Annotated in this window: 23 protein-coding genes; 10 read left to right on the plus strand and 13 right to left on the minus strand. The window is 35.0% G+C overall.

Annotated elements, in window-relative coordinates; all coding sequences use genetic code 11:
* The first annotated feature begins 9 nt into the window (after positions 1–9).
* Complete coding sequence (locus HGC4_RS08950) at positions 10–1,920, plus strand: RecQ family ATP-dependent DNA helicase (RefSeq protein WP_050709791.1); 1,911 nt, start codon at positions 10–12, stop codon at positions 1,918–1,920.
* A gap of 66 nt (positions 1,921–1,986) precedes the next feature.
* Here the strand turns inward: HGC4_RS08950 and HGC4_RS08955 are convergent, their stop codons facing one another.
* The 11 genes from HGC4_RS08955 to HGC4_RS09005 form a co-directional block, all read right to left on the minus strand.
* On the minus strand, positions 1,987–2,394 hold the full coding sequence (locus tag HGC4_RS08955) for a DUF3836 domain-containing protein (protein WP_050709792.1): 408 nt from the start codon (positions 2,392–2,394) through the stop codon (positions 1,987–1,989).
* 449 nt (positions 2,395–2,843) lie between these two features.
* On the minus strand, positions 2,844–4,094 hold the full coding sequence (nqrF, locus tag HGC4_RS08960) for an NADH:ubiquinone reductase (Na(+)-transporting) subunit F (protein WP_050709793.1): 1,251 nt from the start codon (positions 4,092–4,094) through the stop codon (positions 2,844–2,846).
* Positions 4,095–4,139: 45 nt separating this feature from the next.
* The gene (locus tag HGC4_RS08965) at positions 4,140–4,574 is read right to left on the minus strand and encodes a hypothetical protein (RefSeq protein ID WP_157258204.1); all 435 of its coding nucleotides are present in this window, start codon (positions 4,572–4,574) and stop codon (positions 4,140–4,142) included.
* A 103-nt stretch (positions 4,575–4,677) separates the two neighbouring features.
* Positions 4,678–5,295, minus strand: coding sequence for an NADH:ubiquinone reductase (Na(+)-transporting) subunit E (gene nqrE / locus HGC4_RS08970; protein WP_050709795.1), 618 nt, complete (start codon positions 5,293–5,295; stop codon positions 4,678–4,680).
* A 71-nt stretch (positions 5,296–5,366) separates the two neighbouring features.
* Positions 5,367–5,999: an NADH:ubiquinone reductase (Na(+)-transporting) subunit D gene (locus HGC4_RS08975; RefSeq protein ID WP_050709796.1), complete on the minus strand. Its 633-nt coding sequence runs from the start codon at positions 5,997–5,999 to the stop codon at positions 5,367–5,369.
* Position 6,000: 1 nt separating this feature from the next.
* Positions 6,001–6,708 carry an NADH:ubiquinone reductase (Na(+)-transporting) subunit C gene (gene nqrC, locus HGC4_RS08980; protein ID WP_050709797.1) on the minus strand — a complete coding sequence of 236 codons (708 nt, stop codon included), beginning with the start codon at positions 6,706–6,708 and terminating at the stop codon, positions 6,001–6,003.
* Positions 6,705–7,940, minus strand: coding sequence for an NADH:ubiquinone reductase (Na(+)-transporting) subunit B (locus tag HGC4_RS08985; protein WP_050709798.1), 1,236 nt, complete (start codon positions 7,938–7,940; stop codon positions 6,705–6,707). Before HGC4_RS08985 ends, nqrC begins: the two co-directional genes overlap by 4 nt.
* Before the next feature lie 52 nt (positions 7,941–7,992).
* A complete protein-coding gene (locus HGC4_RS08990) occupies positions 7,993–9,363 on the minus strand; it encodes a Na(+)-translocating NADH-quinone reductase subunit A (RefSeq protein ID WP_050709799.1) in 1,371 nt (456 codons plus the stop codon).
* A gap of 356 nt (positions 9,364–9,719) precedes the next feature.
* On the minus strand, positions 9,720–10,046 hold the full coding sequence (locus HGC4_RS08995) for a hypothetical protein (RefSeq protein WP_157258206.1): 327 nt from the start codon (positions 10,044–10,046) through the stop codon (positions 9,720–9,722).
* 219 nt (positions 10,047–10,265) lie between these two features.
* Positions 10,266–12,317, minus strand: coding sequence for a M13 family metallopeptidase (locus HGC4_RS09000; protein ID WP_050709801.1), 2,052 nt, complete (start codon positions 12,315–12,317; stop codon positions 10,266–10,268).
* A gap of 35 nt (positions 12,318–12,352) precedes the next feature.
* Positions 12,353–13,306, minus strand: coding sequence for an N-acetylornithine carbamoyltransferase (locus HGC4_RS09005; RefSeq protein WP_050709802.1), 954 nt, complete (start codon positions 13,304–13,306; stop codon positions 12,353–12,355).
* 223 nt (positions 13,307–13,529) lie between these two features.
* On the opposite strand from HGC4_RS09005, the gene HGC4_RS09010 reads away from it, so the two are divergent.
* Positions 13,530–13,862, plus strand: coding sequence for a DMT family transporter (locus tag HGC4_RS09010; protein ID WP_050709803.1), 333 nt, complete (start codon positions 13,530–13,532; stop codon positions 13,860–13,862).
* 14 nt (positions 13,863–13,876) lie between these two features.
* Here the strand turns inward: HGC4_RS09010 and HGC4_RS19065 are convergent, their stop codons facing one another.
* Positions 13,877–14,005 carry a hypothetical protein gene (locus HGC4_RS19065; RefSeq protein ID WP_255349826.1) on the minus strand — a complete coding sequence of 43 codons (129 nt, stop codon included), beginning with the start codon at positions 14,003–14,005 and terminating at the stop codon, positions 13,877–13,879.
* A gap of 155 nt (positions 14,006–14,160) precedes the next feature.
* Between HGC4_RS19065 and HGC4_RS09015 the strand changes: the two genes are divergently transcribed.
* The 6 genes from HGC4_RS09015 to HGC4_RS09040 all read left to right on the plus strand — a co-directional run bounded on the left by HGC4_RS09015 (position 14,161) and on the right by HGC4_RS09040 (position 22,200).
* Complete coding sequence (locus tag HGC4_RS09015) at positions 14,161–15,087, plus strand: homocysteine S-methyltransferase family protein (protein WP_050709804.1); 927 nt, start codon at positions 14,161–14,163, stop codon at positions 15,085–15,087.
* A 77-nt stretch (positions 15,088–15,164) separates the two neighbouring features.
* Positions 15,165–17,135, plus strand: coding sequence for an ABC-F family ATP-binding cassette domain-containing protein (locus HGC4_RS09020; RefSeq protein WP_050709805.1), 1,971 nt, complete (start codon positions 15,165–15,167; stop codon positions 17,133–17,135).
* Positions 17,136–17,335: 200 nt separating this feature from the next.
* Positions 17,336–20,077: an AsmA family protein gene (locus tag HGC4_RS09025; RefSeq protein ID WP_050709806.1), complete on the plus strand. Its 2,742-nt coding sequence runs from the start codon at positions 17,336–17,338 to the stop codon at positions 20,075–20,077.
* Between the two features lie 95 nt (positions 20,078–20,172).
* Positions 20,173–20,841 (plus strand): flavin reductase family protein, encoded by a 669-nt coding sequence (locus HGC4_RS09030; RefSeq protein WP_050709807.1) that lies wholly within the window; start codon positions 20,173–20,175, stop codon positions 20,839–20,841.
* A 207-nt stretch (positions 20,842–21,048) separates the two neighbouring features.
* Complete coding sequence (locus tag HGC4_RS09035) at positions 21,049–21,390, plus strand: DUF805 domain-containing protein (protein WP_050709808.1); 342 nt, start codon at positions 21,049–21,051, stop codon at positions 21,388–21,390.
* Between the two features lie 207 nt (positions 21,391–21,597).
* Positions 21,598–22,200: a nitroreductase family protein gene (locus HGC4_RS09040; RefSeq protein WP_050709809.1), complete on the plus strand. Its 603-nt coding sequence runs from the start codon at positions 21,598–21,600 to the stop codon at positions 22,198–22,200.
* A 68-nt stretch (positions 22,201–22,268) separates the two neighbouring features.
* On the opposite strand, the gene gldG is transcribed toward HGC4_RS09040, so the two are convergent.
* Positions 22,269–24,677 (minus strand): gliding motility-associated ABC transporter substrate-binding protein GldG, encoded by a 2,409-nt coding sequence (gldG, locus tag HGC4_RS09045; protein ID WP_050709810.1) that lies wholly within the window; start codon positions 24,675–24,677, stop codon positions 22,269–22,271.
* Positions 24,678–24,980: 303 nt separating this feature from the next.
* Between gldG and HGC4_RS09050 the strand changes: the two genes are divergently transcribed.
* Both HGC4_RS09050 and mscL read left to right on the plus strand, forming a co-directional pair.
* Positions 24,981–26,300 (plus strand): hypothetical protein, encoded by a 1,320-nt coding sequence (locus HGC4_RS09050; protein WP_050709811.1) that lies wholly within the window; start codon positions 24,981–24,983, stop codon positions 26,298–26,300.
* 67 nt (positions 26,301–26,367) lie between these two features.
* Entirely contained in the window at positions 26,368–26,787 is a 420-nt protein-coding gene (gene mscL, locus HGC4_RS09055) for a large-conductance mechanosensitive channel protein MscL (RefSeq protein ID WP_050709812.1), read from the plus strand.
* The last annotated feature ends 136 nt before the right edge of the window (positions 26,788–26,923 follow it).

Consider the following 26,923-nt stretch of genomic DNA (forward strand, 5'->3'; position numbering starts at 1 on the left):
AAAACAGAATTGAATATTTTTCATAAAATACTTCGTGAATACTGGGGATATTCAGAATTCAGACCTTTACAGGAAGATATCATCAAATCTGTCTTTTCAGGAAAAGACACTCTTGGTCTAATGCCTACCGGAGGTGGAAAGTCTATAACTTTTCAGGTTCCGGCTTTGGCTATGGATGGTATCTGTCTTGTTATCACTCCTCTAATTGCCCTAATGAAAGATCAGGTTGATAATCTGAAAGAAAAGGGAATAAGAGCACTATCTATCTATTCGGGTATGTCTCACAATGAGATAGTGATCACTTTAGATAATGCCATCTTAGGTGATTATAAATTCCTTTATATTTCGCCCGAGCGTTTAGGCACACAACTATTTCAAGCCAAGCTTCGTAGTATGAATGTATGTCTTCTGGCTATTGACGAATCACATTGCATATCTCAATGGGGTTACGATTTTCGCCCATCATACATGAATATTGCAGACATAAGAAAGGAGCTACCCAATGTTCCGGTACTTGCACTTACAGCAACCGCCACACCTGAAGTGACGGAAGACATCCAAAACATTCTCGGATTTAAGGAAAAAAATGTATTTCGAAAAAGCTTCGAAAGGAAAAACCTGTCTTATATTGTTCGTGAAAGTGATAATAAGACAGAATCATTAATCAAGATTCTATCAAAGATTCAAGGCTCGGCAATAGTATATGTCCGTAGTAGACTGAAGACAAAAGAAATTGCAACAGAACTAATTCAACATGGTCTTTCAGCTGATTTTTATCATGCAGGATTAAGCAGTGATGACAAAACACGCAAGCAAAATGCATGGAAAGACAACGAATGCCGAATAATAGTATCTACCAATGCTTTCGGAATGGGAATCGACAAGCCCGATGTTCGTGTTGTAGTACATATAGATTTACCTAATTCGATAGAAGAATACTATCAAGAAGCCGGACGGGCAGGTAGAGATGAAAAGAAGGCTTATGCCGTTATCCTCTACTCTAAAACTGACAGTACTAAATTAAAGAAACGCATTAGTGATGAGTTCCCCGAACGCGATTTTGTTATTGCAACATACGAATCACTCGCTTACTTCTTTCAAATAGCCGAAGGCTTTGGTCATAATTCAACCTATGATTTCAGTTTACAAAAGTTTTGCTCTATCTACAAATACCCACTTATTCCGACTCATAATGCGTTGAAGATTCTCGAATTGGCTGGATATATTGAATATACTGATGATACAGACAATCAATCGAGAATAATTTTCTCTATTTATAGGGACGAACTCTATAAGTATGAATTTACTAAAGAATACGAGCTCCTTATAAACATAGTATTAAGATTGTATACTGGTATATTCGCAGACTATGTCTCTATAAATGAAGGAACAATAGCCTTTCATCTCCAAAAAAGCAGAACCGAAGTATATCAGATGCTTAAAGTTCTTGCCAAAAAGCGAATAATAGAATATATACCTTTCAAGAAAACTCCTTTCATCATTTATAAACAGCCCAGGATATCCATAAAATATCTTGTCATTCCTCAAAGTGTCTACGAGGTAAGGAAAGCGAGATTCGAAAAACGAATTATGGGCATAACCGATTATGCCGAAAGAAAGGATATATGCCGCAGTAGAATGTTACTCACTTATTTTGGAGAGAAAAGGAGCTCTGATTGTGGACAGTGTGATGTATGCCTAGCAAAGTCTGATACAGGAATCAACAATTATAAATTCAATGATATTACTGATCAAATAGAGGAATTAATCCGTGAAAAAGATTATTCAATAGAGGAATTGATAAATGAAATATCAGGATATAAAGAAGAAGATATCATCAATGTTATTCGCTTTCATCTCGATCAGGAATCTTTCCTAATAGAAGACGATCATATCAAGGTTAATAAAAAGAAAGAGTAGATATCACTGAGACATCTACTCTTTCAACACTACTACTTATATATCTGGAATTTGTGAAAAGATCACTTATTGCACTGAAGTTCCATTTTCATTATAGGTATAAGATGCTTTTTTAGGCTCTCCCCATGTTTTAGAATTTTCATTCCAAGCATAATGAGATACACTCATAACCTTAGTACCATCGTAGGTATAAACCATCATATTAGAAGGAGTCCAATTTTTATTCGATTCATTCCATATATAAGTGATCTTAGACACGAATGCCCCTTGTTCATTTAATGTGTTTACTTTCTTTTTGAAAGGCACAAGATTATTATTCTTGACATCTCCTTTGAAATAAGTAGTCGAAACTACATTCTCTGTTTTTTCAACATTATGATACAATACTGCATCCGAATCTGCTTTTACCACGCTAGAATTAGTTGCAAATAAAAGCAGAGCAACAACAACTGAAGTAAAAACATTTGCTTTCATAATGATATTTATTTAAGTGATTAAATGTTTGTTTTATTATTATGATTCAAATTTAAGCAATAAATCAGACATAAAATATCATTATGTCACAAATTTTAGCAAACATGTTATTAAACACATACAACAAACGTATCACAGTGCAAATATCAAAATGGTATCATTACTATTTGTCAATAAAAGATATAAAAACAAATAAAGTTCCTTATATTTTATTCTTCAATTTACGCTATAATGTCTTATTTTGATGATACACCCCTATCCTCTCTTAATGATATTCTTATCTATTTATATAAAACTCTTTCAGAAGGATCTTATTCAGTAGCCATTGGAGGCATAAGCGAAGAGAGAAAAAAAATTTCATACTATTGGAAAAATCTCAATAAAAGAATAACCCATCATAAAAATATAAAGCCCCACTTTTAAAAGTAAAGAGTGGGGCTTTTGTTTTATCAACCGAAATCATCGAATAATAACATTTCTGGGGGAACACCCAGATCATCTAACATCTTCTTGACCGAATTAGCCATCGGTCCCGGTCCACACATGTAATATTCAACATCTTCGGGAGCATCATGATCTTTCAGATAGTTATCATATATTACCTGATGAATAAAGCCGACATAACCAGTCCAGTTATCCTCAGGTAATGGTTCTGAAAGAGCTATATTAAAAGTGAAATTTGGGTATTCTTTTTCTATTTGGCGAAAGTCTTCTTCATAGAAAATCTCGTTCTTCGAACGGGCACCATACCAATATGATATTTTTCGATCAGTAGTTTTAAGTGTATTGAATAAATGCAATAACTGCGAGCGAAGTGGAGCCATACCAGCACCTCCTCCTATATATAACATTTCGTTTTTAGTATCCAGAATATGAAAATCACCATAAGGTCCCGACACCCTTACTTTATCACCAGGTTTAAGCCCGAAAATATAAGAAGAGCCAATACCCGGTTTTATGCCCTGTTTCCACCCTCCTACTGATCTGTCAAAAGGAGGTGTTGCAATACGTATATTAAGTATTACAATATCACCTTCCGCAGGATAGTTAGCCATAGAATAAGCCCGCATGGTTTCTTCCGTATTGGTTACTCCCAAATCCCACATCTTAAATTTATCCCATTCTGATTTAAAACGATCTTTTATAATAAAATCTGTAAAATTGAGCTGATACTTAGGTATATTAATTTGGATATACGAACCCGGTTTAAAATCAAGATGCTCACCCTGAGGCAATCTAACTACAAATTCTTTGATAAAAGAAGCCACATTGTGATTGGATACTACCTCACACTCCCACTCTTTTACACCAAAAACTTCAGCAGGTATTTCAATCTGCATATCAGCTTTTATTTTTGTCTGGCAACCCAATCTCCAATGCTCTTTTCGCTGCTTCCGCGAGAAAAAACCAATTTCTGTAGGTAATATCTCTCCTCCACCCTCTACTACTCTACATCGGCATTCGCCACACGTGCCTCCACCTCCGCATGCCGAAGACAAATAGATTTGCTGCGATTGTAAAGCACTGAGTACAGATGTGCCAATGGGACTTTGAAACTCTTTTTCTCCGTTTACCAACACTCTTACATTTCCCGAAGGAAGTAACTTTGCCTTAGAATAGAGAATGGCTATAACAAAGAGTAGAATCAGAATCAAAAATGCAACCACACTTGAGATTACTGTCAACATACTTGATGACATTAAAAACACCATAAATTTTACTTTTATCTTTTAAAGTCTAATACTTCAATTATCTTCTTTTGAATAACTCGCTTTAAGAATTGTATTTCTTATAAAATTCAACTCCAAACTAATTTCAGGCTCTCCCTCCTTGGAGGCGGATATTGTATATGAGAACAGAATAGTTCTTCTCCCTTTTGAGTTTATAGGAACTATTATTGTCCATGAATAAACAAGAAGATCTTGATCTCCTTCGTTGGTAAGTTTGACTTCTTCCTTTAAAGAAAAACCATCTTCCACATATATACCCGATGCTGATGATAGTTCTATGCTTTCGTTATATTCTTCTTTTGCCTCTGAAGACTGAACACTCAATCTCAATGTTCCTGAATCTGCATCATCTCTATAAAAAGCTGCATCACCATCATCGTAATATTCTTCTTTCCAATTGATCGGCAATTTGAAAGAAACTATGCCTTCGTTGTATTTAATTAGTTTCATACCATTAAGTAAATAATGTAAAACATTCATTAAAGTCTAAAACCTATCAATTTATTACTTTGGCAAGCACAAATAATTTAAGCTAAACAATCAGTTTAAAAACTTAAAGTTTGATACCTGAGAAGCTCATAAAAGCGATTCCCATTAATGCCGTTATAATAAAAGTAATCCCCAAGCCTCTCAAAGGTTTAGGAATATCAGAGTATTCGAGTTTTTCGCGTATGGCTGCTAATCCTATAATTGCCAAAAACCAACCCACACCCGATCCAAAACCGTATATTGTAGCATAGCCAATATTAGGAAACTCTTTCTGCTGCATAAATAACGAGCCTCCAAATATGGCGCAATTAACAGCCAGCAGAGGAAGGAATATACCTAGAGTAGCATACAATGATGGACTGTATTTCTCGATAAGCAGAGCCAATATTTGTGTTACCGATGCCAGTACAGCAATAAACACCAACAATGTCAACATACTCAAATCAACATCTTTAAAACCATCACCCAACCATTGTAAAGCACCTGGTTTCAATAAATAGTTCTCCAACAAATAGTTGAGGGGAACAGTTATAGTAAGAAGAAAGATTACTGCAATACCAAGCCCTACTGCAGTTTTCACATTCTTAGAAATAGCGAGAAATGTACACATACCCAAAAAGTATGCAAATATCATATTCTCAATAAAAATGGATCGGATAAATATATTAATAGCCTCTTGCATATTTGTTCTGTTCTTTTTCTTATAATCTATTTACTAAGGCTTTTTAAAGCCTTCTTTCAGACTCTGCTCAATTAGCTCTCTTGTAAATCTTTATTACGGAAGCGTTGTATCCATATCAACACAGCTACCACTATAAGAGCCATAGGAGGAAGTATCATAAATCCGTTGTCCATATAACCCATATTATAAAAAGATTGAGGTGTAATCTCAAATTCTAATATCGTGCCCGACCCTAATAATTCGCGAATGAAACCTACAATAAATAGTACTACTGCATATCCCAAACCATTACCAAGCCCATCTAAAAAGGAGGAAACAGGTCCGTTACCTAAAGCAAAAGCTTCTAAACGCCCCATTAAGATACAATTGGTAAGAATAAGACTAATAAATACAGATAGCTGTTTATTTACATCAAAAGCATATGCTTTTAGCAATTCACTCACAAGTGTTACTAAAGCCGCCGCTATAACCATTTGCACTATTATACGAATCTTATCTGGAATAAGATTACGTAATAGAGACAAAAATAAATTAGCAAAAGCAACCACAATAGTTACACAGACACCCATCATTATCGATGCCTCCAGTTTAGTAGTTACAGCCAAGGTCGAACAAACGCCTAATACTTGGACTAAAATTGGGTTTTTTCTATTTAATGGACCTAATAGTATAGCCCTTGTTTTATCTGATAATAGCTGACTCATTTTAGTTCTTCTTTAAATTTTCCAAAAACTTACTATAACCTTCCAATGTATTATAGAGCATATTATCTACACCATGACTGGTAATTGTACCACCCGATATACCATCTACATAATCTCTGTCTGAGACGCTTTTGCCGGGTTTTACAATTGCTATTGATTTAAAAACACCATCCTTATAAAGGTGTTTTCCCACAAATTCGTCACTAAACCAATCGTGAGAAACTTCAGCCCCCAAGCCAGGAGTCTCCGATTCGTGATCAAAATCAGCTCCATATACTGTATTTCCATCTTCATGCACAGCAATGTATCCCCACATAGCACCCCATAATCCTGAACCTCTCAAAGCCAGAATATATAAAGTTTTACCCTCTAAATTTGCGACATATACCGGGTATCTGCGCTCACTTAAAGGCTTATCCATCTCCACTTTCATATCTGCATTAAATGCATCTTGTTCAGAATTAGGAATAATATTACCATCTAAATCTATCATATACATATTCGGAATCAGTTCTTTAAACTTTCGTTCAGATGCCTCTCCTTTTGTATTTATATTAATAGAACGTAGTATTTGCGACATTTTATCGACATCCTCATTCTTCTGTTGAATCCCTTTTAATGATACGTGAACTATAGAAAGTACAACAGCTACAAGAATAACCATTATACTCGCAAATACGATCGTATATTTATTACTATCTCTATTCATACACTTTTATCAGTTTTCTGAGATACTCGTCTCATTCTGCGTTTAATATTTTGCCCAACCACAACATAATCTATCAAAGGAGCAAAAGCATTCATAAACAGTATTGCCAACATCATACCTTCCGGATAGCCGGGATTGAATACGCGGATCAAAACGGCTATCACTCCAATAAGAAACCCATACACCCATTTTCCAGATTCGGTACGTGCAGATGTAACAGGATCGGTAGCCATAAAAACGGCACCAAAAGCAAATCCTCCTAAAAGAATATGCTCCAGAGGAGTTATCTGCATCACAGCATTTACAGCAAATTGATTGATCAAAAGAGCCGTTGCCATCCCTCCGACAAAAACAGATACCATCGTTTTCCAACTAGCAACACCAAATAAGATCATAATAATTGCACCTATCAGAATAGCCAATTTAGATGTTTCACCAATTGAACCGGGAATAAGTCCTAAGAACATATCCCAATACGTAAGCACATGCCCCGTAACATCAACCAATGTTACACTATTTCCTGTTGCAGTTTCTATTTGTGATAAGGGGGTAGCTCCCGAAAAAGCATCTACCGTTTGCGTAATACCATCCACTATATTTGCATCACCTACACCAAAACTGTTTTCAGCACGAACAAATACATGCTCACCCGTCATTTTAGAAGGATATGCAAAGAACAAAAATGCCCTTGCAACCAAAGCAACATTGAATATATTATAACCCGTTCCCCCAAAAACTTCTTTTGCAAAAACAACAGCAAATGCAGTAGCAACTGCGAGCATCCATAGAGGAAGATCGACAGGTACAATCATAGGAATCAGCATACCCGACACCAGAAAACCTTCTTGTACTTCATGCCCTTTAATCTGAGCTATAATAATTTCAATACCCAAACCTACCACATACGACACTACAATCTTGGGCAGAATAGCTAATAAGCCAAATAGAAAACAGTTCCATAAAACAGGAACTTCTCCTATTGCCTGATAGTGCTGATAGCCGACATTATACATTCCAAAAAGCAATGCAGGAACCAAGGCTAAAATAACCAACGACATGGTTCGTTTCGTATCAGAAGCATCGTGTATATGCACACCACTTTTTGAAGTAGCACTCGGCACATATAAAAATGTATCTATTGCATCGTATAACGAATGCAATTTCTCGAGCTTACCACCTTTTTCAAAGTGAGGCTTAATCTTATTATCCAGTTGATCTCTTAATGATTTCAATGTTATATCTATTTTTTTATAAAACTTACAACTAACAGGAAGCTCAGAAGCTTCATTCCATTTCTTTTTTCAACTTATTGAGCCCTTCACGAATCTCTTTCTGAATTTCGAGTTTTGAGGTATCAACAAATTCGCACAAAGCAAAATCTTCGGGAGCAACTTCATATATACCCAGTTGTTCCATCTTATCTACATTATACGTTATTGTGGCTTTTATAAGTTGTTCAGGAAGAATATCCAGAGGGAATACCTTATCGTATTCGTTGGACATAATAATAGCACGACGTCCGCCCATTAATCGGGCATCTAAACGGTATTTTTTATTGGGCTTCAATAAACTCACCAATTTAGATAGATAAGTACTACCAGCACTATATTTTTTGTTTAATCCGGGAGAAGCCCAGCCTATGAAATCATGCTTATCGTCACCCTCAGGAATAACAGTAACTTGTGAATCATAAAAATGAAGCGAACCGTCTTTATCAATCTGTTTACCAGTCAACACATTACCCGAAATGTAGCGCAATGCAGCACCTCTGGTAACATTAGCATCAAATAAATGATCTAACTTCGAACCTATAACTACAGAATAATACCCTTTCTTGACTGCCTCCGAACCGGTATAAGCAATAAGACGAGTAAAGTCAACATATCCCTTCAATAGAAAACGACCAATCATTAACACATCGGGTGCAGTAATAGTCCAGACTGTTTCACCTTTATTTACAGGATTTATTGAATTGATTTGTACACCAATATTTCCTGCAGGATGTGGACCTTCAAATTCGCAAACCTCTACATTTTTGGCATCAAGCAAAGCTATTGATTTAGTGTTAGGACTAACTCCTAAATATATTTTACCTGAAGTTAATTTAGATAAGGTATCAATACCTTTCTGAAAAACCAAAGGTTCTTTGTCAATTATAAAATCATATGATGGAGCCAAAGGCACAGACGAAAATCCAGATATAAATATATCACGAGGCGAACTATTAGGATCTGCAATTATATCATAAGGACGCTGCTTAATAAATGGCCAAAGTCCGGCTTTTAATAACTTACTTTTTATTTCTTCTGCGGAGTCACCTTGTATAGACGATATATCGAAAACATCACGTTGAATCTCTTCATCTGCTTCTATCGTAATATCTAGCAGTCGTCTTTTCTCCCCCCGTGTTACCGACACCACCGTACCACTCACAGGCGAAACAAAAACTAATTGCTCGTTCCGTTTATCGTGCATTACTGGAGTACCAGCATTTACTCGATCTCCTACTTTAACATCTACTTTGGGAATAAGACAAGGAAAATCATCAGGCACAATTTTTACGATGGATGGCTTTACACTACCTACAATAACTTCTGGTGCATCGCCTTCTATCGGAATATTCAGACCTTTCTTTATTTTGATATATTTTGGCATATAATATTTATGTCAAACGATTTTGTAAAATATCTGTTTTACTTATTACTATCTTTCATGTACTCTAAACCCCGATGGGCTTAGCCTGAAAAATGCAGCAACAAAGACTTTATATACTATTCCTCTTAGAAATACAATATATTTTATCTATATGATTAGGAAAGCTATTATCACAAATATAATTTTTTTTTTCGAGAAATAAAAGTCAATTCCTCCAAAACATCCCGAAGCTAAACTATACGATCAATCAAATTACTAAAATCTTATTCACCTATAGAAACAAAAAAGGTTTGACTTAAAAGTCAAACCTTCTTATTATAATATAAAATATCAGTTCTCAACAAACTCCATATTTTTTATAATGCCAAAATCTTAGTTGCTGTATGGCGTCTTATTCTTGCAATCTCTTGCTCAGACTCCTCGTGATATTTTGCAGCTCGTTTATCACCTTCTTTTCTGATTTTATCAGACTCTTTTTGAGCTTTTTTGTCAGCTTCTTTATGAGCCTTCTCAGAATTCTTTAAAGCTTTACTTTTGGCTTTCTCTATATCCTTCGCTTCTTGTGCTTTTAACTTTTCTATTTTCAACTGAATCATAGGATCAGCCGAACTTCTGTCCTGAGCATAAGATACTTGAGTTGCCAACATACTGATTAGAAACATTGATAGTAACAATCTTTTCATAAATATATAAAATGGTTAGTATTAATCAATTAGTGTGCATTTACGCTATACATTTCTAATAACATAGCCTGCAAATCTAAAAATACTTATTGAATATTCTGCAAAAAAAGTGTTATTTTTTCACAAATGAGTCTATTCGACTCATTAAGAGCAAAAAAAATCTCCCATGAAAATTAACTCATGGGAGATTTTACTATCTATTAATAAAGTCTTTGTTTCTTACCAAATAGAAGAACGTTTTTCAATAGGTAAATAAAGAGAATCTTTCTCTGTTATATTGAATGCTTTATACCAAGCCTCTACGTGAGGTAAAGCACCATCTACACGCCATTTGCCTAAAGCATGTGGATCTATTTTTGTTAAGCGTCTGATTTCGGCGTCTCTGATATTACCAGCCCACAGATTAGCGTAAGCTAGGAAGAAACGTTGTTGAGGAGTAAATCCATCAATCTTTTCGCTCGATTGTCCTTGCTTAGTCTTCATAAAGGCATAGTAAGAAACTTGCAAACCTCCTTGATCAGCAATATTTTCACCTAAAGTAAATTGACCATTAGCATGTAAATCATCCAGCACTACAATATTACTGAAGTGGTCAGCCAATACTTTAGCTCTCTCCTCAAATTTCTTAGCATCATCGGCTGTCCACCAGTCGGTCATATTACCGTTTTTGTCATACTTACGACCCTGATCATCAAACCCATGAGTCATTTCATGACCAATAACCACACCAATTGCGCCATAGTTAACAGCATCGTCAGCATCCATATAGAAGAATGGAGGTTGCAAAATACCAGCAGGGAAACAAATCTCGTTTGTAGTTGGATTATAATAAGCATTAACTGTTTGAGGAGACATTAACCATTCTGAACGGTCAACAGGTTTACCCAACTTATTTAACATAAAATCGAACTCGAAATTAGATGCACGAACAATATTTGCCCAATAGTTATCATCTTTAATATCTAAAGCCGAAACATCTCTCCATTTGTCAGGATAACCAATCTTTACGATAAACGTTCCCAATTTTTCTTGAGCCTTAGCTTTAGTTTCTTTGCTCATCCACTCCAAATTGTTGATACGTTCGCTCAACGATTCTTTAAGGTTTTTCACAAGGTCAAGCATACGCTCTTTAGCCTTTGGAGGGAAATATTTCTCAACATACAATTGTCCGACTTCCTCACCTAGAGCATCATTAATTGTATTTACAGTTCTTTTCCAACGAGGTTGTATTACTTTACTACCACTCATTTCCTTACCATAGAATTCAAAGTTTGCATTCACAAACTCGTCACCTAAGTATTTAGAAGCAGCATTAATTAAACACCAAGAAAGATATGCTTTAGAATCTTTTACCGGTGTAGATTGAATAAGTTTTACGGCTGCAATAATAGGCTCTTTTTGAGAAACATTCAGTTCCTTCAAATCTTTTGCACCTACAGCAGCAAAAAACTCGTCCCATTTAAATTTAGCTATCGAATCATTTAGGCTACTAACCTGCATTTTATGATAGTTAAGTTCAGGGATACGTGTTTTTTCTTTCTCGAAATGCGATTTAGCCAATGCTGTTTCTATTTTCATAACAGCCGTAGCTGCTGCCTTTGCATCAGCCTCAGTATATCCTGCATGTTTAAACTGAGTTTCCATCAATTTAATATATCCTTCACGCAAAGATTTTGATGTTGCATCAGTAGCCAAATAATACTCGCGTTCGCCCAATCCCAAACCACTTTGGTAGATATGAGCTATATTCATTGAACTATTCATATCATCGGCTCCTACATAGAAACCAAAGAAGGGAGCTGATGTATAGTGTCTGATTTTTCCTGATAGAGAAATTATATCTTCTACTGTAGAAGCAGCATTAATAGTAGCTAATTGCTCCAAGATAGGAGCTGCACCATCGGTGTTCAGCTTCACACTATCCATACCCAGTTTATACAAATCTCCGATCTTTTGAGCGGTAGATCCTTGTTTATTTTCAGTTTTACCCAATTCAATAATCAGATCTTTTATTTGCTTCTGATTATTTTCTCTCAACTGATCAAATGAACCGTAACGAGAATATTCGTCTGGTATAGGATTGGCATCCGACCATCCACCTGTTGCGAAACGATAGAAATTGCTGCCAGGATTAGCTGTAGTATCTAAATTCTCAATCTTTAAACTTTCTACCATAAGCACCTCCTCCTCTGCGTTAGCTTTCTGTTTACAACCAACCGTAGTTGCTGCTGCCAGAATGGCTACCGGTAAATAATAATACAATCTATTCATCTTTATTATATTTAATATTTATTCTTAAAACAGTTTTATAAACTTTCTAACATACGTTTAATAACGGTCTGTGCCGAAATCTCACGATTAGCTGCCTCTTGAACGACTATCGATTGTGGACTTTCGATAACATCATCCGTTACAATCATATTGCGACGAACAGGCAAACAATGCATAAAATAAGCATTATTAGTCAAAGCCATTTTTTCGGTAGATACTGTCCATGCTCTGTCTTTACTTAATATCTGTCCATAGTTAGGATCTGTATAAGCTGCCCAGTTTTTAGCATAAACAAAATCGGCTCCTTCCAAAGCTTTATCCTGATTATACTCTACTTTTGCACCACGCACAAATTTAGGATCTAGTTCGTATCCTTCGGGATGAGTAATTACAAAATCAACATCAGCCTCATTCATAAAATCAGCAAAAGAGTTGGGTACAGCCTGTGGCAATGCTTTTGGGTGAGGTGCCCAAGTCAATACAACTTTAGGACGTGCGGTCTTTTTATACTCTTCAATAGTTATCAAATCAGCAAAAGCTTGCAAAGGATGCCCTGTAGCTGCTTCCATACTGAAAACGGGACGTCCCGAATATTTAATAAACTGATTTAGAATCTTTTCTTCATAATCGTCCTGCTTATTCTCGAATTGAGCAAAAGCACGTACTCCTATAATATCGCAATAACAACCCATCACAGGAATTGCTTCCAACAGATGTTCGGTTTTATCTCCGTCCATTATAACACCTCTTTCAGTCTCCAACTTCCATGCCCCTTGATTGATATCCAATACCATTGTATTCATTCCAAGATTCATTCCAGCCTTTTGTGTACTCAAACGTGTACGCAAGCTAGAGTTGAAAAACACCATCAAAAGGGTTTTATTTTCACCCAGATGTTTATATCCAAATCTGTTTTTTTTAACTTCTAATGCTTCCTGAATAGCAGCATTTAAATCCCCTAAATCTTTGACATTTGTGTACGTTTTCATAGAACAAAATGTATATATAATATATGTTATAAAATCACCCTAAAAACTTTCAAAAATCAAAGGTAATAATAATTAAAAACACAAAACGGTTATTATCTATCAATTTTGCGGAAAACGGAAGAAATCTAACAAACTAACTACAAGAGAAAAAACATTAAAATAGAATCTTTATTTTCTCAAAGCCGTCTTTTTCGAGTATTTTTGTAGTCTAAAGTTAATCACAATGAAGCATTACGTATTCTTATTAATGGCTATTGCATTTGAGATAGTAGCAACATCTTCGCTAAAAATGTCCGAGCAGTTTACCAAGCTCATCCCCAGCGTTGTCACCGTAGTATGTTATATTGCTGCATTTTATTTTCTGAGTTTAACCCTCAGAACTTTACCTGTAGGAATAGCATATGCACTTTGGTCGGCAATTGGCATTGTCTTTATAACCATAATAGGTATTTTCGCTTTTAAACAAGTACCCGACCTTCCGGCTATTATCGGATTGGTACTTATTGTAGCAGGAGTAGTTATTATAAATGTTTGGTCTAAAACATCAGCACATTAAAACACTCAGAATTATTATTTCTGAGCCAGATATTCGCTTGATGGTGTATGTATGCTTCCATAAGGACAACCACAAGCTTTAGAGGATGATTTGCAGCTTAGAAGTAAGCTTGAGATAAAAACAATTACCAGAATCTTTTTCATAAAGAAATAATTATTAGGTCTAAAACCTTTTTATTGTTTAGTTAGTCAATAATACGATTGCGATCTATTTTCCAGATAAAATTAAGCAATAAACTCTATTATTCATTTATCGACCTCTACAAATGTAGAAATAATAATAAATACTTTTCAGCCATATGGATTTCTTAACATGCTACACAAACAAATCTCCCCTTTTGATGGAAGGCGCATTGGGAGAACGGCTAAAACGAGAATACAATTTATCCTTTGATGTTGACGTAGCAATGGCAAGCCTAGTTTACACCAGCGAAGGTCGTCAAGCCCTAGCGCATCTATGGAACCAATACATAGCTATTGCCGAAGAACATAACCTTCCTTTTATTGCTACCACCCCTACCCGACGAGCTAATAAAGAACGCATCACTCGGTCGAAATATACAGAAGATATTATTTCAGAAAATGTTTCCTTCTTAAAATCGATTAAAGCAAATAGCCAAACAACCGTGTTTATTGGGGGACTTATGGGATGCAAAAGAGATGCCTACCAAACTAAAGACGCTCTATCTATTGAAGAAGCTAAAGGATTTCATTCATGGCAAGCAAATTTATTTAAAGAATCGGAAGTCGATTTTTTATTTGCAGCCATTATGCCTGCACTATCCGAAGCCATCGGAATGGCAAATGCTTTAGAAGAAACACATTTACCATATATCATCAGCTTTATGATCCGAGAAGATGGATATCTATTAGATGGCACATCCATTCACAATGCAATTGAGGCAATAGATAAGGCAACAAAACAAAAGCCTGTTTGCTACATGACTAACTGTGTACATCCAAGAATTTTATATTCGGCACTAGAAAAAGAATATAATCAAACTCCACTAGTAAAAGAGCGCTTCGGAGGAATACAGGCAAACACATCCTCTCTTTCTCCCGCAGAATTAGATAATTCCGCTGACTTGAAATGCTCTGATAGTATTGAACTCACTAATGAAATTCTCAAATTGAATGATTTCATTAACCTCAATATTGTTGGAGGTTGTTGCGGTACAGATAATACACACATAGAACAAATTGCAAAAAGAATCTCAAATAAATAGATGATTTCCCAGAAAAAAATCAACAAATAGGTCGGCGACCTTAAAATTTGTACTTTTGCAAATAAAATTTAGAAAAAGTGATTTCAATAGAAGGACTAACAGTAGAATTTGGAGGTCGTCCTCTTTTCGATAATATATCGTTTGTCGTAAACAAAAAAGACAGAATAGCACTTGTCGGCAAAAATGGAGCCGGCAAATCGACTATGCTTAAAATATTTGCAGGATTACAACAACCTACACAAGGAAATGTTTCTTATCCCAAAGAACTTACTATCGGTTATTTGCCACAACATATGCAACTAAATGATGGAAACACAGTTCTTGAAGAAGCATCTTTGGCTTTCGACCATATCCAACAATTAGAGGTTGAACTAGAACAAGTCAATGAACAACTTGCCACACGTACCGATTATGAATCTAAAGAATACCATAATCTGATAGATAGATCTTCGTATCTTAATGAGCAATTCTTAATGTCGGGAGGTGGAAACTTTCTTGCAGAAGTAGAAAAGACTCTAATCGGATTAGGTTTTAAACGTACAGATTTCGAACGCCCAACCAACGAATTTAGCGGAGGCTGGCGTATGCGTATCGAATTGACTAAGCTATTGCTTCGCCGTCCCGATGTATTGTTACTCGATGAGCCTACCAATCACCTTGATATAGAATCTATACAGTGGTTGGAGAATTTTCTATCAACACATGCCAATGCGGTTATCTTAGTTTCTCACGACAGGGCTTTTTTGGATGCAGTGACTACACGTACCATCGAAATTTCGTTAGGGAAAATTCACGATTATAAAGTTCACTACACTAAATATGTAGAGTTAAGAAAAGAACGCCGCGAACAACAAATCAGAGCCTACGAAAATCAACAAAAACAAATACAAGAAACAGAAGACTTTATAGAAAGATTCCGATATAAAGCAACCAAAGCTGTACAGGTACAATCTAGAATCAAGCAATTAGATAAAATAGATCGCTTGGAAGTAGATGAAGAAGATAATTCGAGTCTTCGCTTAAAATTTCCTCCCGCACCCCGATCGGGTTCGTATCCTGTTATTGCCGACGGCTTAGAAAAAAGCTATGGTGATCATCTGATATTTAAAGATGCCACTTTCACAATCAACAGAGGCGATAAAGTAGCCTTTGTTGGTAAGAACGGAGAAGGTAAATCGACCTTGGTAAAGTGTATCATGGGTGAGACCGATTTCAAAGGGAAATTAGAATTAGGACATAATGTAAAAATAGGATATTTCGCACAAAATCAGGCTTCATTACTTGACGAAAGTCGTACAGTATTCGAGACTATTGATTATGTAGCAACAGGCGACATACGTACCAAAATTCGAGATATACTTGGAGCTTTCATGTTTGGAGGAGAAGCATCTGACAAAAAAGTAAAAGTACTTTCAGGAGGAGAACGAAGCCGCTTGGCAATGATCCGTCTATTGTTAGAGCCTGTGAATCTTCTGATTCTCGATGAGCCAACCAATCACTTAGACATGCGCTCTAAAGATGTCCTGAAAGATGCTATCAAGGAATTTGACGGTACAGTTATAGTTGTATCGCATGACCGTGAATTTTTAGATGGGCTTGTAGACAAAGTATACGAGTTTGGAAATCAGCAAGTAAAAGAACATTTGTACGGTATTTACGAATTTCTTCAAAAGAAAAAAATGGATACTCTACAAGAACTCGAAGCTGTTTCGGCTGCAAAGGTTGAAGCATCTGCTGCCAAAACTGTTGAGGCAACCACGGCAACGACAACTCCTACCCCATCAGAAAATAAGCTTTCTTATGAAGAACGCAAGGAGTTGAATCGACTTATCAAGCGTCTTGAAAGACAAATATCGGACATCGAGCAAAAAATAGAACGAATGGAACTAGAGAAAGCTTCTTTAGAAGAAACTCTTGCCACTCCCGAGGGATCAAGCGATCCTGCACTATTTGAGAAACATGGTAAGATGACGAAAGACATAGAAAATGAGATGAGTACATGGGAACTTGTCACCATAGAGCTAGAGGAAATGAAAACCAAAGCATAATTAAAAAGAGAGATCACTTGATCTCTCTTTTTATTAATACCTCACTAGATATTCTATTCTTTATATACATTAACAGTTATCATTACTATTATGGCAGACTAAAGATTTAACTTTAGCGCCAATATTAAAGTAAGGAAGCCCATACTTTAATATAAATCTAAAATTTCAAAAGATTTAAAGCATTAAACTAACAAAGACGAATGAAAAAAGGTGTAAAAAAAGGACTCATAATAGGAGGTGGAGTTTTTGTAGTCCTCTTAGCTATAATTATTTCAATCCCATTTTTATTTAAAGATAAGATTAAAGATGCAGTTATTGATGCTGCAAACAGTAGTCTTAATGCAGAACTTCATGTAAAAGATTTTGGAGTAAGTATTTTCTCAAATTTCCCCAATATTACACTGTCTCTCGAAGATATGTCTCTCAGCGGAGTTGGCGATTTTAAAGGTGACACTTTATTGAAAGCGAAATCGGCAGATGTTACTTTAAATATCATGCAGGTATTGAAAGGTAATTATGAAGTTTCGAAAATTAATATGAATGGTGCTACCGTTTTTGCCAAAGTTCTTACTGATGGACGTGCCAACTGGGATATTGTAAAAGTAGATCCTACAGAAATTGCTCCTACGCCTACAAATGAAGAAACCGTTAAAGATGCTTCATCCTTTAAACTGAAATTACAAAAGATATCGCTCGATAATTGCCAAGTGACTTACGAAGATCAGCAATCTAACATGAAAGTTATACTGACCAATTGGAGTGGCGAAGTTTCTGGTGATTTTAGTGCAGATAATACTACACTGAAAACGAAATCGAATATCGGAGAAGTGTCTTTTATAATGGATGGTATTCCATATCTATCTAAAATCAAAGGAATAGCCAATGCAACTATTGATGCTGACATGGATAAGATTAAGTTTACATTCGTTGAAAGCGATATACAGCTAAATGAAGTAAAAGCTTCAATCGATGGATCAGTAGCTATGGTAGGCGAAGATAGTAAAGATTTTGACCTTAAACTGAAAGCTCCCGATACACAATTCAAGGATATATTGTCTATCCTTCCTGCAATGTACACCGAAGATTTCAAGGATATTAAAACATCAGGTACTGCTTCTCTTGATGGATTTGTAAAAGGGTTGATGCAGGGGGAACAATACCCAGCCTTCGACTTCAAGCTTTTGATTAACAATGCAATGTTTCAATACCCATCGTTACCTAAGTCTGTTGATAATATCAATGTAGATATGGGTATCAGCAATAAGGGGGGCTCGTTTGATAATACAATTATCGATATCAGTAAATTTAATTTTACAATGGCAGGTAATCCATTCTCTGCAAGCTTGAATATTCAGACACCGATGAGCGATGCCAGTCTAAAAGCTCAATTGAAAGGTATCATAGACCTAGCAATGATTAAAGATGTTTATCCCCTAGATAAAGGTACTGAGCTAAACGGGAAATTGACAGCTGATCTTAATATTGCAACACGTATGTCGGCAATAGAAAAAGAGCAATATCAAAATGTGAATGCCAGTGGATCATTAAAACTGAACAATATGATCTATAAGTCTGGCGATATGCAAGATGTAGTTATAAACAATGCAGAATTAGGATTCACACCACAATATGTAAATTTATCGTCATTAGATGTTAAGATTGGGAAGAACGATATTTCGGCAACAGGTCGTCTTGAAAATTTTATTGCTTATGCCTTGAAGAATCAAACCTTAAAAGGTCAACTTAATTTGAAATCAAATTATTTCAATCTAAATGACTTTATGGGTGATAGTTCAACTGCTTCTATAACAGAAAGTACGCCTTCTGCGCCTGCTAGTGGTTCGGAAACAACACCATCAGCAACAAGTCAATCATCTGATAACTTTGTAGTGCCTACGAATCTAAATTTTGCACTTAATGCAGATATGAAACAAGTAGTTTATGAGAGGGTAAATATTACCAATCTCAAAGGATCTATTGCAGTAAAGGATGGTACTATAACCATGCAAGATGTTACAGCAAATGCTTTAGGTGGAACAGCTAAAATTACAGGATCATACAGCACGGCTGCAGATCCAAAGAATCCAAAAGTATCTCTTAATGCCAATATAACTAAAGCTTCCTTTGCCGAAACATTTAAATCGGTAGAAGCTATTCAGAAATTTGCACCCGTATTCGATAAGGTATTGGGGAATTATTCGATGAACATGAATATGAACGCATCAATGGGAGATAACTTACTCCAAATGTTGAGCGGACTTACTGCAAGCGGTGTTTTACAAGCGAATGACGTTCAAGTAGAAGGTGTCGAAGCTTTAGACAAACTATCATCTAGCTTAAAAACAGATGCTCTCAAGTCGTTCTCGGCGAAAGATATAAGTATTCCTTTTACGGTAAATGAAGGTAAAATAAACACTAAGCCATTCACCGTGGGAATAGGTGATGGAGGAAAACTCAATCTTGAAGGAACAACCGGCTTAGACCAATCGATCAACTATAAAGGTTCTATAACCTTACCTAAATCAATGGCTAATGCATATATTAGCAATATCCCTATCACTATAGGAGGAACATTCTCAGACCCCAAAATTGGTGTAGATACTAAAAGCCTAATTGGTAATTTACTTTCGGGTGATACAGTAGATAAATTATTAGGAGGAAATACCGCTAATAAAAAAGAAGAGGCTACAGCAAAAGTAGGAGAAGAGAAAACCAAACAAATTCAAAGACTTCGTGATGAAGCAAAAAGCTCTGCTGATAAGTTGGTAGAAGAATCTCAAAAAAGAGGACAACAACTTGTTACTGCTGCTGAACCTAAAGGAGCCCTAGCGAAACTAGCTGCACAAAAAGCCTCAGACAAATTAGTATCTGAAGCAAAAAAGAATGCACAAAAAATAACAGAAGAAGCCGAAGAACAAATAAAAAAACTGGAATCTCAATAAGGTCTATCACCTTATTGATACTTTGTAGTGTATATCTTGGTTATTACTCTAAAATACAGAAACATACAATTAAATAATATAAATTAAAACAACATATGAAAAAGATCTTTTTATTATTAGTAAGTGTTGCCTTATTATCATCATGTAATAACGCAGCAAAAGAACAAAATACTGACAAGCAAACCAATGACAGTACAACAGTAGCTACATCTACTGTAGATGTATCGGGAAAAAGTTTTGACGAATTATTCAAGTCCATTGACGCTAAAGATATTGATCAGAATATATTCAAATTATTGGAAGTAAACTATTCGGTGATCACCGCTGGAACAGATAGTCTGTATAACTCTATGACCGCAAGTTGGGGCGGATGGGGCAGATTATACGAAAAGCAAGTTGCGTGGTGTACACTAAATGCTAGTCGCTATACATTGGAGCTCATAAAAGAAAAAGGAACTTATACATTCTCATTCTTTGATGAAGCATATAATAAACAGGTACTTTTCCTTGGAAGCAAAACAGGTAGAGATTCTGACAAAATGAAAGAACTTAAGCTCACCAAAGTAGATACTCCCTCAGGAAACATTACCTATAAAGAAGCTTTTCTTGTAATAGAATGTAAAGTACTACAACAAACAACTATTAATCCTGCTGATGTTGTAGAGCCTGAAGATAAAGAGTTTTTGAATAAAGCTTACAAAACGGCTAAGAACTATCATCAATTACTAATTGGTGACATAACTAATGTTTGGTTAAGAAAATAATCTGTTTGTTAAACAGTTGTTTCTGACACAATCGGAAGCCATTAGATAACAATTGATTAATCTAGTTATTTTAAAATAAATGCGTATTTTTGACATATATATGGTAAAATTTACTAATTTTGAAAAATAATTCGTCATGTGACACACTAATATTTTCACAGAACAATTAGGTAATTAGATTTCTAAATTATTTAAACTAAAAAGATTATGAATTTCAATTGGTTTCTAGAGGTTGTAAAAAACAAGTACATTAAATTTGACGGCAGAGCAAGAAGAGAAGAATTCTGGATGTACTACCTTGTATATCTAATCATTGCTATTGTTTCAACTATTATTGACAGTATTATAGGAATGCGAATTGTAGGTAGCCTTTTAAGTTTAGCTTTATTACTACCAACAATAGGTGTAGGTATAAGAAGAATGCACGATATAGGTAAAAGTGGTTGGTTTATTCTTATTCCACTTTATAATATCTACTTATGGGCACAAGCAGGAACTCCAGGAACAAACGAATATGGAGCTAACCCTAAAGAAGTTTCAAATATCTAAACCATACAGTTTATTAATATATTGAATATATAATAAAAAAAGCTCCTTTCTCAAGGAGCTTTTTTTATTACAATTATATAAGCACAAATAAATTTTCTTATATTTAAGAAATACAGCCGAAAAGCCTTTAGATTACTTAAAACACATCACCTTACACAACAAAATAAAAAGCTAATTGTTATCACATAAACTAAATAATAAAGAATTATGGCTCGTAATTTTAAAGAAACAATTAAACATCGCAGAACTTATTATTCAATAAGTAATACTTCTCCGATTTCGGATAAAGAGATACAAGAAATTGTAGAATATGCAGTACTACATGTACCATCATCATTTAATTCTCAATCAACAAGAGTAGTTCTATTACTTGGTGACAATCACCGTAAATTGTGGAACATCGTAAAAGAAACATTGAGAAAAGTAGTGCCAGCAGATAGCTTTAAAGCCACAGAAGACAAAATAGATAATTGTTTTGCTGCTGGATATGGTACAATTTTATACTTCGAAGATCAAGCTGTAGTAGAAGGTCTACAAAAAGCTTTCCCTTCATATAGTGAGAACTTCCCAAAATGGTCTGAGCATACCTCGGCTATGCACCAATATGCAATTTGGAATATGTTAGAAGACGCAGGATTTGGAGCTTCTCTACAACATTACAACCCATTGATAGATGCAGAGGTTGCCAAAACTTGGAATATTGATCCAAACTGGAAGCTAATCTCTCAAATGCCGTTTGGTACACCTGCAACAGAACCAGGAGAGAAAGAATTCTCACCACTCGAAAAACGTGTATTAGTGTTTAAATAAGATACACTATCTATATAAAAAGAAAGAGGTCGAATATGTTTCAACCTCTTTCTTTTTTTATCATAAATTTATCGGGTATATTTATAACGACGACACAAACTTACCCCGCCAATAATCAATCCTATAAAACAAACAGGAACAAGTATATTCAATGCAGCATACTTATTTCGACCCTCATAAATGAGTTTTTTATCCAAAAGATTCAATTGTTGAGTCTTCGCTCGAAGTTCCATCCAACCATCATCATTTGCCAGCCAATTGACCGCATTTACTATAAAATCTTTATTTCCATATAATCGTCCCGAAGTTCTATCATATCCCATCGGCAAAACCTCTGTATTATCGCCCTGCCCTACTACTTCATTCCTTATAATATCAGAAGAGCCCACCACTATCATTTTTGTATCAGCACTCTCTACACGTGTTTTATATCCTCTCAAATCTATACTATCAGGTATAAGTCTGTTATTGAAAGCCGATTGAAACATACCTTTTAGAGCAACTCCAACAGATAGAAACGATTCATTAAAATAGTGTGCATCAGACTGAATATGCTCTACATCAAATGTTATCATCTCGGGAACAGGTACAATACGACTATGTTGCGATGTTGTCAATAGAATATCTTTCGTAACCAACTTCGATTTACTTAATATATCGATACTACTCACAAAGGCAGCTTTTACTTCGGTTATATCTTTTGTAATTGTATTATCTAAGGATGGAAGGAGCAAGGGTGAATAATACCAAGGAATATTTACAGGTTGTGTCCCCGAATCATTTTGAATCAAAATCTGGGAAGATTGAACATCTTGTACAAAATTAGAACCAATACGCACACCGTAAGTAAATAACAAATCATCAAGACCTGTTTCATTCCTCATACTTGCCGATTGTCCTTTATTAGCCAAATCATCTAACGATAGATATGCACCATCTACTAACCAAAGAATTCGCCCACCTTTCATCAAATACTGATCAAGAATATATTTCTCTGTTTCCGAATACTTTTGAGTAGGTCCTGCTATAACAACAACCTTAAAATCGTCGAGAATAGAAGGATTTGTTCCTATTTCACCTCTGTTTACAAAAAAATATTTGGCTAAAGCTTCCTCGGCATCATATACATAAGCTCTCGGCAATTCGCCATGCCCTTCTATAAAAGCAATAGCCTGAGATTCTTTTCTCAACAAAAGACGCAAAGCATCTACAAACTGAAATTCTAGATTTACGATTGAAGCTGTCAGATTTTCTTCTGCCGTATTACCTTTTATATTCTTCAATAAAGAAACTTGCAAAGTATCACTATCAACAATAACTTCGGCATACGGATAAATCAACTGTTTGCTAACCTTTCCATCACGATCAACCTCATTGAGCATAATAGGCGGCATTGCCCGTTGTGCCATATAATCGGGTAAACTTTCTCTTGACACATCCAATGAAGCAGGATTTATAAATGAAACATCCATTTTATAACCTGCATATCTATTTAAATCATCGAGAAATTGATTCGTAGCATTCCTCAAACGTTGAAAACCAAAATTAAGGTTGCCATCTAAATATACATTGACTCCAACGTGTGGTGATCTACTTTCAGCAAGAGAACCTACCAAGGTTTTCGAATAATCACTGATTGTATATCTTTTATCGGCAGTAAAATCAAATCGAGGATTAGGCACACACAACATCACAATATTTAGAACTAAAATACTTACAGCATATATCCCTAATTTCTTATTTATCTTTTTATTTCTTAAACTCAATATATACAGGGTTATCAAATGAATGATAAGCATGTAATTTATCAACACCCATATATTATTAAGGCTAACAACTCCTCGCTGTATCTGCGTCATATGATATGACAAGCCGCAGGAAGCGACGAACACTTTTGTTGCACCTCCCTCTAAAAGTGTGCTTAATAGATCGAATCCAAAATAGATAACAAAGTTGATAAACAAAGCTATAACAAAAGCTATAATCTGATTCTTTGAAAGTGATGACGCCAATATACCTACAGCAATAAAGATACTCGCTAATCCAATCAAAGACAGATAAGAAAGCAGTACAACTCCCATATCTAAATTCCCAACGGGACTACCTAAAATATACAAAGTATAAATATATATAATGGTCGGAAGAAGAACCAACACTACAAATAATAATGAGGCTAACCATTTGCTACCGATAATAGCAAATATTCCAACAGGGCGCGAACGAAGTATATCTAACGTTCTATTCCGCTTTTCTTCGGCAATAAGCCGCATAGTCAATGCCGGAATAAGCAGGACAAAAAGAATAGATGACAAATTAAAGAATTTCTCTAAAGTGGCATAACCTGTGTCCATTATATTAAAAGTCCCCTCGAAAATCCAAAGCATTGCCCCATTTGCAACTAAGAATATCAGCGCAAAAAACAATCCTATACCCGAGCATAAGATAGAAACCAGCTCCTTTCGTATCAAAACATTCATACTAATCTATTCCTTTTATATATAAGATAAGTTTATAAAAATAAAGTCTTATCATTTAAATATATACAATATTCTTTACTCTGTTATGTTGCAGCAACCTTTTATGGTAATAAGAACGAGTTTGCACCACAAGTCAACAAAGATATACAATAGGGAAACTATTTTTAGTGTCTTTTTGTTATCTATAGGTGTTAAATTTAAAGAAATATTACTATATCTTTGTAACTAGCTGATTAAGTTCAATAAAATAATTATTGACTGCTTAATTTTAGCAACAGATAGGTCTGATACTTTATTTTGTATATGCATATAAAATCCGGAGCTAAAATAGGTCTTTTATCGTTGTTGGTTGTTGCAATAATAACTACGGGGATAATTATGTTTCAGAAACTCAGTCATGATAAGGGGGTATTTGAGACAGACTTATATACGCATATTCCAGCGAAAGTTACAGGTATCTTACAGATCAACAAAGAAAAACACACTAAAGTATTTACACCTTTCTTTCCTGAATTAGAAAATATAATACAAACAATAGAAACGTCTCTTACTTATCCGATATTAATTGCCGAACATAAAGAAGACACTTATATAATAAGCAAAATTACAAGCGAACAAGAATCTAAAATAAAATCGCTACTGAGTATAGATCTCTTTCCTGCCTTTGCACCTAAAGTAAGAACCTACAAAGACGCAAAAATACTTTTTTACCCAACCAGCAACAATCGCTTTTTTTCGTGTATGTTTTATCAGGGATTTTTTATTGGAGGATACAACTATGTACTTTTAGAAAACTTTGTAGATACCGATTCCTCTAACAATATATTCAGCAGTAAACCTGCTACGGAAATAGCTAAAAAAATAAAGACAAGCTATCCAGCAAACTTATATTTCAACAACGAAACATTTTTCACCTCTTTCAATATAAATCTAGAGAATAACTTTATAGAACTTGAAGGTTTTACCAATACTACTTTTTCTAACAACTGGCCTAACGAAGCAATTAGCGATAGTGACAGTATAACTATTGATTACTCTATATTTCCCGATTCATTAATATCTTATCAGATAGATACTAATGCAGCAAGCATATCAAGTTCGCTTATCTGCCTATTTGATGCTCCGTCGTATGGTTTCATTATAAATGAAAATCAAACATCACCCATTTACGCACTTAAACATAGAGAAGACCGCTTCGATCTATATAATCATCTTAATAAACTTGAAGTAAATTATATACATAGAAAATTCAGCACCAAAGATGTAGTTTTAGGAAATCAGCATATATATATGACATCTGAACAAATGGGTAAAGATGTGTTTCATCACAATTCATCTGTTTATCTCACTTTTTACAAGAACTATCTTCTGGTTGCTGCCGATAGAGATATTATGATTCAATATCTGAAACGTAATGGAAACTATTCTATACAAACAGACTTCGATCCTTTAAATATAAGTACAAAAACAGTTTCTCTATTCTTCAGTAATAATATTCAAAAATTTCATCCTGACTATTTAAAAAGCTACCATCTTCTCAAACTGATGAGCAAAGAACAAGCATATTTCAAAACATATATAGAAAACGGAGAAAAGAAAATAGAGATATTACTAAACAATTAATTACTGACTAGCGTTATACAATCTAAATGTATAAAAGAAAAATATAACTAATAAAAACAACATAAACATGGCAATTGTACAAGAGTTAAAGGCATTCATGATGCGTGGTAATGTAGTCGATATGGCTGTCGGGGTTATCGTCGGTGGAGCATTCGGTCAAATTGTAACCTCACTCGTGAATGATGTTATCATGCCTCCTATCGGAGTACTTCTTAACGGTGTAAATTTCACAGATCTAAAACTAATCATTAAAGAAGCTTCCGTAGATGCAGCAGGAGCAGCAATACCCGCTGTTAGCCTCAATTATGGCAATTTCATACAAATGGTTATCAACTTTATAATCATATCAACTGCAATATTCTTTGTAATCAAAGGGATGAATAGTCTTCAACATAAAAAAGAAGAAGTACCAGCAGCACCTGCCGCACCATCTAAAGAAGAAGTTTTACTGGCTGAAATAAGAGATCTTCTGAAAGAGAAAAAATAAAAATCAGTATTTGATATTGATTCGGATCGGATGGTATTATCTAATACCATCCGATTTTTTTATTATACCACTATATTACTTATAAATAATCACACAGATAGTACTTTAAAGTATAGGGGTTCTTTCTTAAAGCAAT

The organism is Dysgonomonas sp. HGC4, assembly GCF_001261715.1.
Classification (GTDB): domain Bacteria; phylum Bacteroidota; class Bacteroidia; order Bacteroidales; family Dysgonomonadaceae; genus Dysgonomonas_A.

Excerpts from the sequence above, each read along its gene's own strand:
- HGC4_RS08965 (WP_157258204.1), bottom strand. The coding sequence starts at position 4,574 with ATGAAACTAATTAAATACAACGAAGGCATAGTTTCTTTCAAATTGCCG.
- HGC4_RS09010 (WP_050709803.1), top strand. The coding sequence starts at position 13,530 with ATGAAGCATTACGTATTCTTATTAATGGCTATTGCATTTGAGATAGTA.
- HGC4_RS08975 (WP_050709796.1), bottom strand. The coding sequence starts at position 5,999 with ATGAGTCAGCTATTATCAGATAAAACAAGGGCTATACTATTAGGTCCA.
- gldG (WP_050709810.1), bottom strand. The coding sequence starts at position 24,677 with ATGAATGTTTTGATACGAAAGGAGCTGGTTTCTATCTTATGCTCGGGT.
- HGC4_RS09030 (WP_050709807.1), top strand. The coding sequence starts at position 20,173 with ATGAAAAAGATCTTTTTATTATTAGTAAGTGTTGCCTTATTATCATCA.
- HGC4_RS09040 (WP_050709809.1), top strand. The coding sequence starts at position 21,598 with ATGGCTCGTAATTTTAAAGAAACAATTAAACATCGCAGAACTTATTAT.
- nqrC (WP_050709797.1), bottom strand. The coding sequence starts at position 6,708 with ATGAATAGAGATAGTAATAAATATACGATCGTATTTGCGAGTATAATG.
- HGC4_RS09005 (WP_050709802.1), bottom strand. The coding sequence starts at position 13,306 with ATGAAAACGTACACAAATGTCAAAGATTTAGGGGATTTAAATGCTGCT.
- HGC4_RS08955 (WP_050709792.1), bottom strand. The coding sequence starts at position 2,394 with ATGAAAGCAAATGTTTTTACTTCAGTTGTTGTTGCTCTGCTTTTATTT.
- HGC4_RS09050 (WP_050709811.1), top strand. The coding sequence starts at position 24,981 with ATGCATATAAAATCCGGAGCTAAAATAGGTCTTTTATCGTTGTTGGTT.
- HGC4_RS09025 (WP_050709806.1), top strand. The coding sequence starts at position 17,336 with ATGAAAAAAGGTGTAAAAAAAGGACTCATAATAGGAGGTGGAGTTTTT.
- HGC4_RS08990 (WP_050709799.1), bottom strand. The coding sequence starts at position 9,363 with ATGCCAAAATATATCAAAATAAAGAAAGGTCTGAATATTCCGATAGAA.
- mscL (WP_050709812.1), top strand. The coding sequence starts at position 26,368 with ATGGCAATTGTACAAGAGTTAAAGGCATTCATGATGCGTGGTAATGTA.
- HGC4_RS09000 (WP_050709801.1), bottom strand. The coding sequence starts at position 12,317 with ATGAATAGATTGTATTATTATTTACCGGTAGCCATTCTGGCAGCAGCA.
- nqrE (WP_050709795.1), bottom strand. The coding sequence starts at position 5,295 with ATGCAAGAGGCTATTAATATATTTATCCGATCCATTTTTATTGAGAAT.
- HGC4_RS09015 (WP_050709804.1), top strand. The coding sequence starts at position 14,161 with ATGGATTTCTTAACATGCTACACAAACAAATCTCCCCTTTTGATGGAA.
- nqrF (WP_050709793.1), bottom strand. The coding sequence starts at position 4,094 with ATGTCATCAAGTATGTTGACAGTAATCTCAAGTGTGGTTGCATTTTTG.
- HGC4_RS19065 (WP_255349826.1), bottom strand. The coding sequence starts at position 14,005 with ATGAAAAAGATTCTGGTAATTGTTTTTATCTCAAGCTTACTTCTAAGC.
- HGC4_RS08995 (WP_157258206.1), bottom strand. The coding sequence starts at position 10,046 with ATGAAAAGATTGTTACTATCAATGTTTCTAATCAGTATGTTGGCAACT.
- HGC4_RS09035 (WP_050709808.1), top strand. The coding sequence starts at position 21,049 with ATGAATTTCAATTGGTTTCTAGAGGTTGTAAAAAACAAGTACATTAAA.